The 12,831-nt window shown below is 68.8% G+C and carries 11 protein-coding genes; 8 read left to right on the forward strand and 3 right to left on the reverse strand.

The features are described 5' to 3' along the window. Nucleotides 1-149 precede the first annotated feature (149 nt). The gene (locus ITJ43_RS05335; protein ID WP_194582789.1) at nt 150-2,366 is read left to right on the forward strand and encodes an NADP-dependent isocitrate dehydrogenase; all 2,217 of its coding nucleotides are present in this window, start codon (nt 150-152) and stop codon (nt 2,364-2,366) included. A gap of 75 nt (nt 2,367-2,441) precedes the next feature. On the opposite strand, the gene ITJ43_RS05340 is transcribed toward ITJ43_RS05335, so the two are convergent. Both ITJ43_RS05340 and ITJ43_RS05345 read right to left on the reverse strand, forming a co-directional pair. Next, nucleotides 2,442-3,950: a L,D-transpeptidase family protein gene (locus ITJ43_RS05340; protein WP_194582790.1), complete on the reverse strand. Its 1,509-nt coding sequence runs from the start codon at nt 3,948-3,950 to the stop codon at nt 2,442-2,444. A 95-nt stretch (nt 3,951-4,045) separates the two neighbouring features. Beyond that, on the reverse strand, nt 4,046-4,498 hold the full coding sequence (locus ITJ43_RS05345) for a hypothetical protein (protein ID WP_194582791.1): 453 nt from the start codon (nt 4,496-4,498) through the stop codon (nt 4,046-4,048). 115 nt (nt 4,499-4,613) lie between these two features. Here ITJ43_RS05345 and ITJ43_RS05350 point away from each other — a divergent pair, with 115 nt between their 5' ends. The 7 genes from ITJ43_RS05350 (at nt 4,614) to ITJ43_RS05380 (ending at nt 11,460) form a co-directional block, all read left to right on the forward strand. Next, on the forward strand, nt 4,614-5,792 hold the full coding sequence (locus tag ITJ43_RS05350) for an ROK family transcriptional regulator (protein WP_194582792.1): 1,179 nt from the start codon (nt 4,614-4,616) through the stop codon (nt 5,790-5,792). Nucleotides 5,793-5,848: 56 nt separating this feature from the next. Beyond that, nucleotides 5,849-7,126 (forward strand): extracellular solute-binding protein, encoded by a 1,278-nt coding sequence (locus ITJ43_RS05355; RefSeq protein WP_194582793.1) that lies wholly within the window; start codon nt 5,849-5,851, stop codon nt 7,124-7,126. Nucleotides 7,127-7,252: 126 nt separating this feature from the next. Beyond that, a complete protein-coding gene (locus ITJ43_RS05360) occupies nt 7,253-8,173 on the forward strand; it encodes a carbohydrate ABC transporter permease (RefSeq protein ID WP_194582794.1) in 921 nt (306 codons plus the stop codon). Further along, on the forward strand, nt 8,173-9,012 hold the full coding sequence (locus ITJ43_RS05365; RefSeq protein WP_194582795.1) for a carbohydrate ABC transporter permease: 840 nt from the start codon (nt 8,173-8,175) through the stop codon (nt 9,010-9,012). Before ITJ43_RS05360 ends, ITJ43_RS05365 begins: the two co-directional genes overlap by 1 nt. Next, nucleotides 9,012-9,953: an ROK family protein gene (locus ITJ43_RS05370; protein ID WP_194582796.1), complete on the forward strand. Its 942-nt coding sequence runs from the start codon at nt 9,012-9,014 to the stop codon at nt 9,951-9,953. The genes ITJ43_RS05365 and ITJ43_RS05370 overlap by 1 nt, the downstream gene beginning before the upstream one ends. Then, a complete protein-coding gene (locus ITJ43_RS05375) occupies nt 9,946-10,725 on the forward strand; it encodes a glucosamine-6-phosphate deaminase (RefSeq protein ID WP_194582797.1) in 780 nt (259 codons plus the stop codon). The genes ITJ43_RS05370 and ITJ43_RS05375 overlap by 8 nt, the downstream gene beginning before the upstream one ends. Before the next feature lie 99 nt (nt 10,726-10,824). Continuing rightward, nucleotides 10,825-11,460 carry a hypothetical protein gene (locus tag ITJ43_RS05380; protein ID WP_194582798.1) on the forward strand — a complete coding sequence of 212 codons (636 nt, stop codon included), beginning with the start codon at nt 10,825-10,827 and terminating at the stop codon, nt 11,458-11,460. A 7-nt stretch (nt 11,461-11,467) separates the two neighbouring features. On the opposite strand, the gene ITJ43_RS05385 is transcribed toward ITJ43_RS05380, so the two are convergent. Next, nucleotides 11,468-12,829 (reverse strand): FAD-binding oxidoreductase, encoded by a 1,362-nt coding sequence (locus ITJ43_RS05385; protein WP_194582799.1) that lies wholly within the window; start codon nt 12,827-12,829, stop codon nt 11,468-11,470. Nucleotides 12,830-12,831 lie beyond the last annotated feature (2 nt).

Genomic DNA, 12,831 nt, shown 5'->3' on the forward strand with positions numbered 1-12,831 from the left:
ACCCGGCTCGCCGCGGCCTCGGCACCCTCCGAATGGTGACAAATCGGTGAGTGTCGACAACGCTCGAAGATATCTTGACGTCAAGATAGTTTCTCGCGATGCGATAGGCTGATGCGCGACCCGCGACGCTCACAACGGAGAGATCACACGTGCCTGAGTCCACCATTATCTACACCCACACCGACGAGGCTCCGGCCCTGGCTACGGCCTCTTTCCTGCCGATCGTGAAGGCGTTCGCCGGGCAGGCGGGCGTCGAGATCGACACCCGCGACATCTCGCTCGCCGGCCGGATCCTCGCGGCCTTCCCGCAGCGTCTCACGCCCGCGCAGCAGGTCGGCGACGCGCTCGCCGAGCTCGGCGGTCTGGCCACCCTGCCCGAGGCGAACATCATCAAGCTGCCGAACATCTCGGCATCCATCCCGCAGCTCAAGTCCGCGATCGCGGAACTCCAGTCGCAGGGCTACGACATCCCCGACTATCCGGATGACGCGTCCAGCGTCGAACAGAAAGACATCCGCGCCCGCTACGACCGCATCAAGGGCTCCGCTGTGAACCCCGTGCTGCGTGAGGGAAACAGCGACCGCCGCGCTCCGCTCGCGGTGAAGAACTACGCGAAGAAGCACCCCCACCGCAACAAGGCGTTCGCGGCCGGCTCGAAGACGCGCGTGGCCACCATGGGTCACGACGACTTCAAGAGCAACGAGAAGAGCTGGATCGCCGCGCACGACGACGTTCTCAGCATCCGTCACACCGCCACCGACGGCACCGTCACCGTGCTCAAAGAGGGGCTGAAAGTCCTTCCCCGCGAAGTCATCGACGCCACGTTCCTGTCGGCGAAGGCGCTCGACGCCTTCCTCGCCGACACCCTCGCGCAGGCCACGGCCGAGAACGTCCTGTACTCGGTGCACCTGAAGGCCACGATGATGAAGGTCAGCGACCCGATCATCTTCGGTCACGTCGTCCGCGCTTTCTTCGCCGACGTCTTCGACACCTATGGCGCCCAGCTCACCGCGGCGGGCCTCAACGGCAACAACGGTCTGGGCTCGATCCTCGCCGGGCTCGGCGATCTCGCCGACGGCGAGGCGATCTCGGCTCGCATCGCTCAGGACATCGAGACCGGCCCGCGGCTCAGCTATGTGAACAGCGACAAGGGCATCACCAACCTGCACGTGCCGTCCGACGTGATCGTTGACGCCTCGATGCCGGCGCTGGTGCGCAACGGCGGCAAGCTGTGGGGCGTTGACGGCGGCGAGGACGACACCATCGCGGTCATCCCCGACTCGTCATACGCGGGTGTGTATCAGGCGGTCATCGACGACGTCATCGCCAACGGCCCGCTCGACCCCGCGACGATCGGCACGGTGCCGAACGTGGGCCTCATGGCCCAGGCTGCCGAGGAGTACGGCAGCCACGACAAAACCTTCGAGATCCCCGCCGACGGCATCGTCGAAGTCCTGGACTCGGCCGGCACCGTGCTCATCGAGCACCACGTCGAGAAGGGCGACATCTGGCGTGCGACGCAGGCGAAGCACATCGCGATCATGGACTGGGTACGCCTCGCCGTCTCGCGGGCGCGTGCCACGGGCGTTCCGGCCGTGTTCTGGCTCGACGTCAACCGCGCGCACGACGCCCAGCTGATCGGCAAGGTGCACCAGGCGCTGGCCACCCTCGACACCAGTGACATCACGATCGTTATCCTGCCCCCGGAGGAGGCGACCCGGTACACGCTGGCGCGTCTGCGCAAGGGTGAGGACACCATCTCGGTCACCGGCAACGTCCTGCGCGACTACCTCACCGACCTCTTCCCGATCCTCGAGGTCGGCACCTCGGCGAAGATGCTCTCGATCGTCCCGCTCCTCGCGGGCGGCGGTCTGTTCGAGACCGGCGCCGGTGGCTCCGCTCCCAAGCACGTGCAGCAGCTGCTGGAGGAGGACTACCTGCGGTGGGATTCGCTCGGCGAGTTCTTCGCGCTGGCGGCATCCCTCGAGCACCTCGCCGAGTACACCGGTAACGCGAAGGCCAAGATCCTCGCCGACACGCTGGATGCCGCGACCGGCACCTTCCTCGAAGAGGATCGTTCCCCGGGGCGCTCACTCGGCACCATCGACAACCGCGGCAGCCACTTCTACCTCGGGCTGTACTGGGCTCAGGAGCTGGCTCGCCAGAGCGCGGATGCCGACTTGGCCGCCGCCTTCTCGCCGATCGCCGAGAAGCTGGCCGCCGCCGAACAGGACATCGTCGCCGAGCTGAACGCGGTGCAGGGTCACCCGGTCGACATCGGGGGCTACTACCACCCCGATGCCGCCAAGGTGACCGCTGTCATGCGTCCCTCGGCCACGCTCAACGCGGTGATCGACGCGCTCTGATCTGCAGGTACGTCAACGGCCCGGGGTCAGAACCCGGGCCGTTCGCGTTGCTCTGCGGGGCGGGGCGACGTCGGGTCAGTCGTGCACCCACACGTCGACCCCGGAGGGCGACCAGTCGTAGATCTGCTTGGCGCGATAGTTGGGCATGCCCACGCAGCCATGGCTCTGCGGCGTGCCGAAGTTGTTGTGCCAGTACACGCCGTGGAAGGCCTCGTCGCCGTTGAAGTACATGACCCACTCGACATTGGGAACGTCGTAGTTCCAGTACGGGTTGTTCGGGTCGGTGCTGGTCATCGTCTGCGACCGGATGTGGCTGTTGATGCGGAAGTGTCCGGTGTAGGTCGGCGATGCTTCGACGCCGCTCGAGATCGGCCACGAGTCGACGACGGCGCCGTTCTCCTTCAGATACAGCATCTGCTCGCTGAGATTGACTTCCAGCAGCCGCTGTAGCGTGACGGTGGATGCCGGAGTCAACGTGACCGGCAGCACGAAGGCCGCCTTGCCGGCGCCGAGCTGTGCGGCGAACTCCCTCGCGACGGCGCTGGTGTCGCCGAGCGTGCGACCGTCGGCGCCGGGCGTGCTCGTGTCGAGCACGGTGCCGTCGGAGTTGGTGATGACGGTGCCGTTCGCGGGTGGCCGGTTCACGAGGGGAGCGAGGCCCGCGACCGCGGCCTGGATCTTGGCGCTGTCGGCCGAGATCGTGAAGCCGCCGGCGGCGTCGGGCGTCACCGTGAGCCACGAGGCTGCCGTCGCTGCATCGACGGGAACCGTGCGCTCCTCGCCGACGTAGAAGCCGATGGCCTGCAGCATCGCGTTGAGTTGGTCGGCCGCCGACTGAGCCTTCTCTGTCGTGGCGGGCGCGGCGACGGGGGCGGCGATGGTCGGGGCTGTGACGGAGCCCGCTCCCGAGGTGAAGGCGTTATGGAGCGCGGACGCGATGGCATCCACGTCCAGGCCCGTGCCGGCGACGGCCGGCGTGACGGCGTAGGCGGTGCCGTTGAAGGCCACTTTCGCCGCCACCGGTTCGGTGAAACGCGACGGCAGAGCGGCGCGGAGTGCGGCGTCGGCCTTCGTGGCGTCGAGAGTGATCGGAGCGTCGACGGCGTCGCCGAACCACTGCGCGATGTTCCACATCGGGCGTGCACCGAAAGCGGCGTCGGCGAGCGCGCCGGCGTCAACCGTCGCACCGAGCTGGGCAGCGGCGACGGTCGGCCCGCCCTCGCCCAGGACGACGGTCGTCGAGCTCAGGCGCTGGCTGATGGCGTCGGTCGCCGCGCCCGGGGTCATGAAGCCGACCGAAACGCCGGCGACGGACGTTCCGGGGGCGATGAGCACGAGCGAGGCTGCGCCAACGCCGACCGCAACCGCCGCAGCGGGAATGCCGATCCACAGCCACAGTCGCTTCTTCTTGGGCGTGGGTTCGACAGGCGCCCACTGCACGGGCGGCACTTCGGTGGGGGGAGTGGTGACCTCGCCGAAGACGTCTCCGGGACCGTCGAGAACGGCGGTGGCGGCGGTCGTCGGGCTCGCCGAAGCGGGCTCAGGCGAACCGTCCGCCTCTCGCCCCGTACCAAGATCACTCACGTGCCACACCCCCGTGCTCCGCGCAATTGCGCTCTCCTATCGTACGCGACGGGCCGTTCCGACAGCCGGAGGACTTTTTCGTGGCGATCAGGGCGTCAGGGCGCCGGGCAGATCTGCGTGAAGGTGCTCAGCGCGGATTGGATGTCGCCGGTCGCCGTCTGCAGCGCCGGAAGATGTGACAGATCGCCCCCGGCGATCGCGGTGAGGTCGTTGGACGCCGCGGCGAAACCGGTCTGCAGTGGCGGCAGCAGGGCCGCGACCTCATGGTTGCCGACGGCGGCGACGGCAGCCTGGAGTTCCGTCGCGAGGTCGCTCAAGACGGCCACCGCGGCTCGCGGGTTGCCCGCATCGAGCGTCGTGAGCGCGCTCGCCGCATCGCCTACGGTCTCTCGCACCGTGTCGCACGCCTGCGAGACGGTTTGCGTGTCGCCGCCGGAGGGTGTGGGTTCGCTCGATGACGCGCAGCCGCCGAGGGCGAAGGCCAGGCACAGGGTGGCTGCGGCGGCGAGTGTGACACGCGGCGAGTGGGCGGTCGCGGCAGGGGTCATGGCTCTCCTCGGGCGGGCGCGAGCAGCACTCGCGAATGTAACGGTTTTGTAAATGGTCCTGCCGAATTGCGTCTCTCGCTTGCGGAACCGTAGTTCGTAAGGTCTACTAACAAACATGTCCGGACCCGACCTGCCCCGCAGCGCCGCCGAGACGATCGCCCACGCGGGACGCTCGTTCAGCGCGGGGCGCGCCCTGCGCCACGCAGCGAAGGTCCTGCCCGAGCACGCACGCGCGCACAACCGGTCTCTCGTGCTGCAGACCCTCTTCCACCAGGGTGCCATGAGTCGTGCCGATCTTTCCCGAGAGACCGCCCTGACGCGCGTGACCATCTCAGATCTGGTCGCCGAGCTGATCGATGACGGCTACGTCGCCGAGCGCGGCATGCGCGAGGTGACCGGCCCGGGTAAGCCTGCGATCCTCGTCGATCTCGATCGTGAGGGACACCGCATCGTGGGGCTCGATCTGTCGGGCACCGACCGTTTCCTCGGTGCGGTCCTGACACTCGACGGCGAGATCGTCGCGCGCCTCGACGTGGCCGTTCCCTCAGAGCCCGCCGACACCGTCGCCACCGTGATCGATCTCGCGCGCCGCCTGGTCGCCGATGCCCACGCGCCGGTTCTCGGCATCGGCGTCGGCAGCCCGGGCATCGTCGATGATCGCGGGGTCGTGCTGACGGCTCCCAACCTCGGTTGGCGCAACGTCGATCTGGAGGGCGCACTGCGTGACGCCCTGCACCTGCCTGTGCTCGTCGCGAACGACGCCAACGCCGCGGTGCTGGCCGAATACACGTTCGGCGGTGCCGCCGACGACGTGCTGCTCGTGCGCGTCGGGCGCGGCGTCGGCTCGGGGCTGCTCGCCGGCGGTCAGCCGATGCGCGGCAGCCGCTTCGCCGCGGGCGAGATCGGTCATGTGACCGTCGGTACCGACGGGGGGCCGCTCTGCGTCTGCGGCAAGATCGGCTGCCTCGAGGCGTGGCTGTCTGTGCCCGCGCTGGAGGCGCGGATGGCCGAGCCCGGCGCCGACCGCGACGCCGTGCTGCGAGACGCCGGGGCGCGCCTCGGCATCGCGCTCGCCCCGATCGTAGGCGTGCTCGATCTGTCGGAGATCGTCCTCTCCGGCATCCCAGAACTGCTCGACGGAACCCTTGCTGAGGCGACGGTCGAGACGCTGCGCACCCGGACGCTCGCCGAGTACCACGACGGCGTCCACGTGCGGATGACGGCGCAGGGGGAGGACATCGTCCTCCGCGGTGCGGCCGTCATGGTCCTCTCCGGACAACTCGGGGTGTCCTGACCCCTTTCCCGCGGGGCGCAACGCCCCGACACCACCAAGAGACAAAGGAAGACACCATGAACAAGAAGCTCGGCGCTCTCGCGCTCCTCGGCGCTTCGGCTGTCGTTCTCGCCGGATGCGCGGCAGGAGAAGCGGGCGGCAACGACGCCTCCGGCACACCGGCTCCGGCGCAGGTGCGCGTATGGCTCAACGGCACCGACACACCGCAGGACGCCCGCGACTACTTGAAGAAGACCTTCGAGGCGGCCAACCCCGGCTCGACGCTGGTGATCGAAGAGCAGCAGTGGACCGGACTGGTCGACAAGCTCACGACGAGCCTGTCCTCCTCGGACACCCCCGACATCGTCGAGATGGGCAACACGCAGTCGCCGGCCTTCACCTCCAGCGGCGCGCTGCTGGACCTCTCCGACATCAAGGACAAGATCGGCGGCGACGACCTGCTTCCGGGGTTCGTCGATGCAGGATCCTGGGACGGCAAGCTCTACGCCGCGCCGTATTATTCGGGTGCGCGCATCGTGTTCTACAACACCGCGCAGTACGCCACTGCTGGAGTGCAGGTGCCCACCACGCTCGATGAGTACGTGGCGAACGGTGCCAAGATCGCTCAGGCGCTACCCGGCGTCTCGGGCGTCTACTTCCCTGGCAAGGATTGGTACAACGCTCTCCCCTTCATCTGGGAGAACGGTGGCGAGGTCGCAGTGCAGAAGGACGGTAAGTGGGAAGCGCAGATGTCCAGCGATGCCTCCGTGAAGGGCATCGAGCAGGTGCAGCAGCTCATGACGACGGCGTCGCTCGCGCCGAAGGACGGCGACGAGACCGAGGCATGGGTGCCGTTCCGTACCGAAAAGGCCGCGACGCTGTCGGCGCCGAGCTGGGCCTACTGGTCGATCGTCGCCGATGAGAACAAGGCCGAAACCCCGCTGACGAAGACGGTCGGCTACTACGCGCTGCCCGGCAAGAACGGCGGAGCTGCGCAGGTCTTCGCCGGCGGCTCGAACATCGGCATCGCCGCGAAGTCGGCCCACCCGGAGCTCGCCAAGAGCGCGCTGGAGATCATGCTCAGTGACGACTACCAGACATTGCTCGCCAAGGGCGGTCTCGTGCCGGCCAAGAAGTCGCTCGGCAGCCAGGTCGCGGCGGCCACGCCGGAGCTCGCGAAGATCATCTCGGATGCCGCGGCGAACGCGAAGCTGACCCCGGCATCGCCGAAGTGGGCTGACGTCGAGGCGAAGGGCCTGCTGCAGGACTTCTTCGTGCAGGTCGGCGCCGGCGGCGATGTGAAGACTCTCGCGACGGCGCTCGACGAGAAGATCGACGCCATCCTCAACGGCTGAGCGCGTTTCGATTCGTCGCTGCGCTTCTCGCTCGACGACCGGGAGCGGTGCTCCGCCCCGGTCGTTGAGCGAGCGCCGCGCGTCGAAACGCCCCGCCCCGCACCCCCCGCCCGAAAGGAGACCGGCATGACCACCGCCCCCGCCCCGGTGCGACGGCGCCGCCGCCGCGACGGCACGCCGCTCGCTCTGCTGGTGCCGGCTCTCGTCATGCTCACCGTGTTCATCGGGTGGCCGCTGCTGCAGCTGATCATCACATCGTTCCAGAAGTACGGCCGCGAGCAGATCTTCGGAAAGCCCGCCTCGTTCGTCTGGTTCGACAACTATGTGCGCGTGCTCACCGACCCGCAGTTCTGGGTTGTGCTCGGTCGGAGCTTCGGCCTGATGGCGGTTTGCGCCGGCGCGACGATGGTGCTGGGCGTATCGATCGCGCTCATGATGAAGTCGCTGGGCTCCGTGATGCGCACCGTCGTCTCGGTGGGGCTCCTGCTGGCGTGGGCCATGCCCGCGTTGACGGGCACCATCGTCTGGGGCTGGATCTTCGACACGTCCTACGGACTGGTCAACTACGCCCTCACCCGCCTCACCGGCCAGAACTGGATCGGCCACAGTTGGCTGTCGGATCCGCTGAGCTTCTTCGGTGTCGCCGCGATCATCATCACCTGGGGCGCCGTCCCGTTCGTCGCCTTCTCGACGTACGCGGCTCTTTCGCAAGTGCCCGACGAGGTACGCGAGGCGGCATCCCTCGACGGGTCCAACGCCTGGCAGCGGTTTCGCTTCATCGTGGTTCCGTACATCCGCTCGATCCTCGTCGTGCTGCTGATCCTCCAGGTGATCTGGGACCTCCGCGTCTTCGCGCAGATCTACGCGCTGCAGACCGTCGGCGGCATCCGCGCCGACACGAACACGATCGGCGTCTACATCTACAGCGTCTCGATGGCCACCGGCGACCTCGGCTCGGGCGGTGCGATCTCGGTGATCCTCGTGCTGATCCTGCTTGCCGTCTCGGCCTACTACATCCGCACCATGCTGACTTCGGAGGACGACTGATGAGCGCCCGCACGCGGCGCGCCACCGGGCGCGTGCTGCTCAACCTCGCCGCCGTGGTGGTGTTCGTCTGCTCCGTGTTCCCCGTCTATTGGATGGTCAACACGGCCTTCCTGCCCGGCTCTGCCGTCAAGAGCGACACTCCCCACTTCTGGCCCGACCAGTTCACGCTGCAGAGCTTCCAGGCCGCCTGGGACGGCGGCTTCGTCCCCGCGCTCGGAGTGTCGCTCGCCGTGACGGTGCTGACCGTCGCGGCCGCGCTGATCTTCGCATTCCTCGCTGCGATCGCGGTGTCGCGTTACCGCTTCCGCTCGCGTCGCAGCTTCATCGTCGCCATTCTGGTGATCCAGATGATCCCCGCCGAGGCGATGATCATCTCGACGTTCCGGGTGCTCGACGGCTGGCACCTGCTCAACACCGTCATGGGGCTCGCGGCGGTCTACATCGCGATGGTGCTGCCGTTCACGATCTGGACGCTGCGCGGTTTCGTCAACGGCATCCCCGCCGACCTCGAGGAAGCGGCGATGATCGACGGGTGCAGTCGTGCGCAGGCGTTCTGGCGCGTCACTTTTCCGCTGCTCGCTCCCGGACTCGTCGCGACCGGCATCTTCGCCTTCATCCAGGCGTGGAACGAGTTCATCTTCGCGCTCGTGATCATGACGCGGCCCGAGTCGCAGACGCTGCCCATCTGGCTGCGCACCTTCGTCCAAGCCACGAAGGCCACCGACTGGGCCGTCGTGATGGCGGGCTCCACGCTGATGGCCATTCCTGTCGTCGTCTTCTTCCTCATCGTGCATGGCAAGATGACCAGCGGTCTCGTGTCGGGAGCGGTGAAGGGCTGATGCGACTCGGGTTCGACGTCGGAGGAACCAAGACCGACGCGGTGGTCGTCGCGTCCGCCGGGACGCAGGACGATCCGCGTATCGTGGCCCGCGCCCGGCGGGCGACCGGATGGGGAGCGGACGGTGTCGTCGCCACGCTCCTCGGCATGGTCGACGAGCTCGCCGAGGCCGCAGGCGTGCCGGCGTCGACGTTCACGTCGATCGGTGTGGGGATGCCGGGGCAGGTCGCACCGGGTGCCTCGACCGTCACCCACGCCGTCAACCTCGGCATCGACGAGCTCGATGTCGCGCGTGCGATCGGCCCGCACCTCGGCATCCCGGTGCGCGCCGAGAACGACGTCAAGGCGGCCGCACGGGGCGCCTACGCCCTGCACGGCGCGGGCGCCTCGTCGTTGGCGTATCTGAATCTCGGCACCGGCATCGCGGCCGGATACGTCCATGGCGGCCGACTCTGGCGTGGCGCGCACGGCTCGGCCGGAGAGGTCGGACACATGTCGATCGACCCGGCAGGACCCCTCTGCCGCTGCGGTCAGCGCGGGTGCATCGAGGCCTTCAGCGGTGGTGCCGCCGTCGCGGAGCGGTGGGGCCGCCCCGGGGCTCTGCCGATCCGCGACGTCTTCGATGCCGCCGATGACGGCGATCCTGCCGCCTTCCTGCTGCGGCGCGGCCTCGTGTACGGCGTCGCCTCGGCCATCCGGGTGATCGTGCTCGTCGGGGACGCCGAGACGGTCGTGCTGGGGGGAGGCATTACCGCGCTCGGCGACCGGTTGCTGGGCCCTGTCCTGGCCGAGCTGGACGCCAGTGCCGCGTCATCCCCGTTCCTGCGGTCGCTGCGGTTGGGTGAACGCGTCGACCTGTTGCCGCCGGAATCGCCGGCGGCCGCCCTGGGCGCCGCACTTGTGGGCGCCGACTCTGAGCAGGAGGCTGTCTTTCATGGCTGAAGTCGTCATCGTTCCCTCTCCCGCCGACGCCGGCGTGCTCGTCGCAGACGAGATCGCCCGCCTGATCACCGCGCGCCCCGACGCCGTCTTGGGACTTGCGACCGGGTCGACGCCTCTGCCGGTCTACGAAGCCCTGCGGCCTCGCTTGGCGGGCGTGGATGTCTCACGGGTGCGGGGATTCGCGCTCGACGAGTACGTCGGCATCGACCCGCAGCATCCCGAGAGCTACCGCTCGGTGATCACGAAACAGGTCGTCGAACCTCTGGGACTCGACCCCGCGCTCATCAACACGCCCAACGGCGCCCTCGAGACGATCGCCCACGCCGGGGAGGACTACGAGCGTGCGATCACCGCGGCGGGCGGCATCGACCTGCAGATTCTCGGGATCGGCACGTCGGGGCACATCGGCTTCAACGAGCCGGGGTCGTCGTTCGCGTCGCGTACGCGCGTGAAGACTCTCATCGAGCAGACGCGGCGCGACAACGCGCGCTTCTTCGACTCGGTCGACGACGTGCCGATGCACTGCATCACCCAGGGGCTCGGCACCATCCTCGCCGCCCGGCACCTGTTCCTGCTCGCATTCGGCGAGGGCAAGGCCGCCGCCGTCGCGGGAGCTGTCGAGGGTCCGGTGACGTCGTCGCTTCCGGGCTCGGCGATCCAACTGCACCCGCACGTGAGCGTCGTGGTCGACGAAGCCGCGGCATCCCGTCTCGAGCACGCCGACTACTACCGCTACGCCTACGCGAACAAACCCGCCTGGCAGGGGCTCTGAGCCCGCTCGTTCGTCCCTTTCTGCCGCTAGGTGCCTCAGGATGCGACATCTGGGGACGGATGAGGCGGCCCGCGAAACGCCTGCCGTAGAGTCGGGCGCATGACGGATGCCGAGGTCCGAAAGCCCGTGCCGGCGTGGATATGGGGCGGCGCGTTGCTGGCCGCGAGCGCGGTGGTGCCGACCGCGATGCGCGCGGTGGCACCGGGAGGTCTCGGTTCCGCTGTCGCCATCGTGACGGCGGTGCTGTTCGCGGCATCCCTCGTGATCTTCGCGTTCGGGTTCCGCGACGGAGGCTCGGTCGTGGATCGGCGCCGGACGGGGGTCGTGGCTCTGCTCGTCTTGGCGGTCGTGCCCTTCGTGATGAAGCTCGCGACCTCCGGTCCCATCGCAGAGGACCAGATTCCGCTGTACACGGTTGTGTCGTACGTCCAACTGGCGGTGACCGCGGCGGCGGCGCTGGTCGCCGTCGTCACGACCGGGCGGGTCGGAGTGCTCCCGCCGCGCTGGCGCTGGGCGCCCGCGTGGGGTCTCGCGGTCATCGCGCTGGCCGTGGCTCTGCCGCAGGTCGTCGGCGTCGCGATGGCTGGCCGCAACACCCAGGATCTCATCGGGGTGTTCACGGTCGCTTCGCTGCTGATCTTCGCGGTACCGCTGACCCTGGGCGTCCTGGCGATGCTGCTGGGTGCGCGGGGTCTCGCCACTCCCAGCCCGCAGGTCTACCCACCCGCGCACTGACGCCGACTCAGGCTGCGAAGACCTTGCCCGGGTTCAGGATGCCGAGGGGATCGAATACCCGGGTGATCTGACGCTGCAGCTCCCACTGGTCGGGTCCCAGCTCATCGACGAGCCACCGGCGCTTCAGCACGCCGACGCCGTGCTCGCCGGTGAGCGTGCCACCCAGTCGGAGCGCTGAGCGGAACAGCTCGTCGGCGGCGCGCCAGACGATGTCGGGCACCTCGTCGCCGGTGAAGATGAAGTTGGGGTGCAGATTGCCGTCGCCGGCATGACAGACGGTCGGAATGACCAGCTCGTACTCCTGCTCGATGCGGGCGATCTCGTCGAACATCGCGGGCAGCGCGCTGCGCGGCACCGACACGTCTTCGATGAGGGTCGTCCCGAGCGACTCCATCGCCGGGTGCATCGCGCGACGGATGGTCCACAACAGCTCGGCTTCGGCGTCGTCGCGGGCCATGCGCACGGTGCCGCCCGCCGCGGTCAGCGTCGCGGCGATCGCGTCGGCATCGGCGGATGCCGAGGCCCCGTCGGTCTGCACGGTCAGCTGCGCGGCTCCGACAGGGGGAGCGGGCAGATCGAGCAGTCGATGTACGGCCGCGAGACACGCGGCATCCATCAGCTCCATGATCGCGGGCTGTGCGCCCGACGCGGTCACGGCCGCCGCCGCGGCGGCGCCGGCGCGGACGTCGGGGAACAGGCCGGTGAGGGTGCGCGTCTGCCCGGGAACGAGCCGGCGGAGTTTCAAGGTCGCCCCGACGACCACACCGAGGGTGCCCTCTGAGCCGATGATGAGCGAGGTGAGATCGAGCCCCGTGACACCCTTGACGCTCCGATGACCCAGGTGCAGCAGCCGGCCGTCGGCGAGCACCAGATCCACGCCGAGCACGGCGTCTCGCACCACCCCGTACTTGGCGCACAGCAGCCCGCCGGCGCCCGTGGCAATGTTGCCGCCCACGGTCGAGATCGCCCGACTGGCCGGATCGGGTGCCCACCACAGTCCGTCGGCGGCGAGAGCTGTGTTGAGGTCGGCGTTGAGGATGCCGGGCTCCACCACGGCCAGCAGATCATCGGGCCGCACTTCGACGATCCGGTCCATCGCGCGCATCGACAGCACGATCTCGCCCGCTCCGGCATTGGCCGCGCCGGCAAGCCCCGTGCCGGCCCCGCGCACGACCACAGGCGTGCGCGTCGCCGTCGCGATACGCATCGTGGCCTGCACATCGGCGACGGATGCCGCGTGCACGATCGCCAGCGGCATCCCCTCGGCCGCGTGGCCCGACTTGTCGGCGCGCGCGGCGTTCAGCGCCGCAGGATCGGTGTCGACGCGGTCGGTCAGCGCTGCGCGCAGCTCGTCGAGGACGGTGCTCATCG

Origin of the sequence: Microbacterium sp. VKM Ac-2870 (assembly GCF_015350795.1) — a bacterium.
In the GTDB taxonomy this organism is placed as follows: Bacteria; Actinomycetota; Actinomycetes; order Actinomycetales; family Microbacteriaceae; genus Microbacterium.

Excerpts from the sequence above, each read along its gene's own strand:
- ITJ43_RS05360 (WP_194582794.1), top strand. The coding sequence starts at position 7,253 with ATGACCACCGCCCCCGCCCCGGTGCGACGGCGCCGCCGCCGCGACGGC.
- ITJ43_RS05355 (WP_194582793.1), top strand. The coding sequence starts at position 5,849 with ATGAACAAGAAGCTCGGCGCTCTCGCGCTCCTCGGCGCTTCGGCTGTC.
- ITJ43_RS05370 (WP_194582796.1), top strand. The coding sequence starts at position 9,012 with ATGCGACTCGGGTTCGACGTCGGAGGAACCAAGACCGACGCGGTGGTC.
- ITJ43_RS05385 (WP_194582799.1), bottom strand. The coding sequence starts at position 12,829 with ATGAGCACCGTCCTCGACGAGCTGCGCGCAGCGCTGACCGACCGCGTC.
- ITJ43_RS05365 (WP_194582795.1), top strand. The coding sequence starts at position 8,173 with ATGAGCGCCCGCACGCGGCGCGCCACCGGGCGCGTGCTGCTCAACCTC.
- ITJ43_RS05350 (WP_194582792.1), top strand. The coding sequence starts at position 4,614 with ATGTCCGGACCCGACCTGCCCCGCAGCGCCGCCGAGACGATCGCCCAC.
- ITJ43_RS05380 (WP_194582798.1), top strand. The coding sequence starts at position 10,825 with ATGACGGATGCCGAGGTCCGAAAGCCCGTGCCGGCGTGGATATGGGGC.
- ITJ43_RS05345 (WP_194582791.1), bottom strand. The coding sequence starts at position 4,498 with ATGACCCCTGCCGCGACCGCCCACTCGCCGCGTGTCACACTCGCCGCC.
- ITJ43_RS05375 (WP_194582797.1), top strand. The coding sequence starts at position 9,946 with ATGGCTGAAGTCGTCATCGTTCCCTCTCCCGCCGACGCCGGCGTGCTC.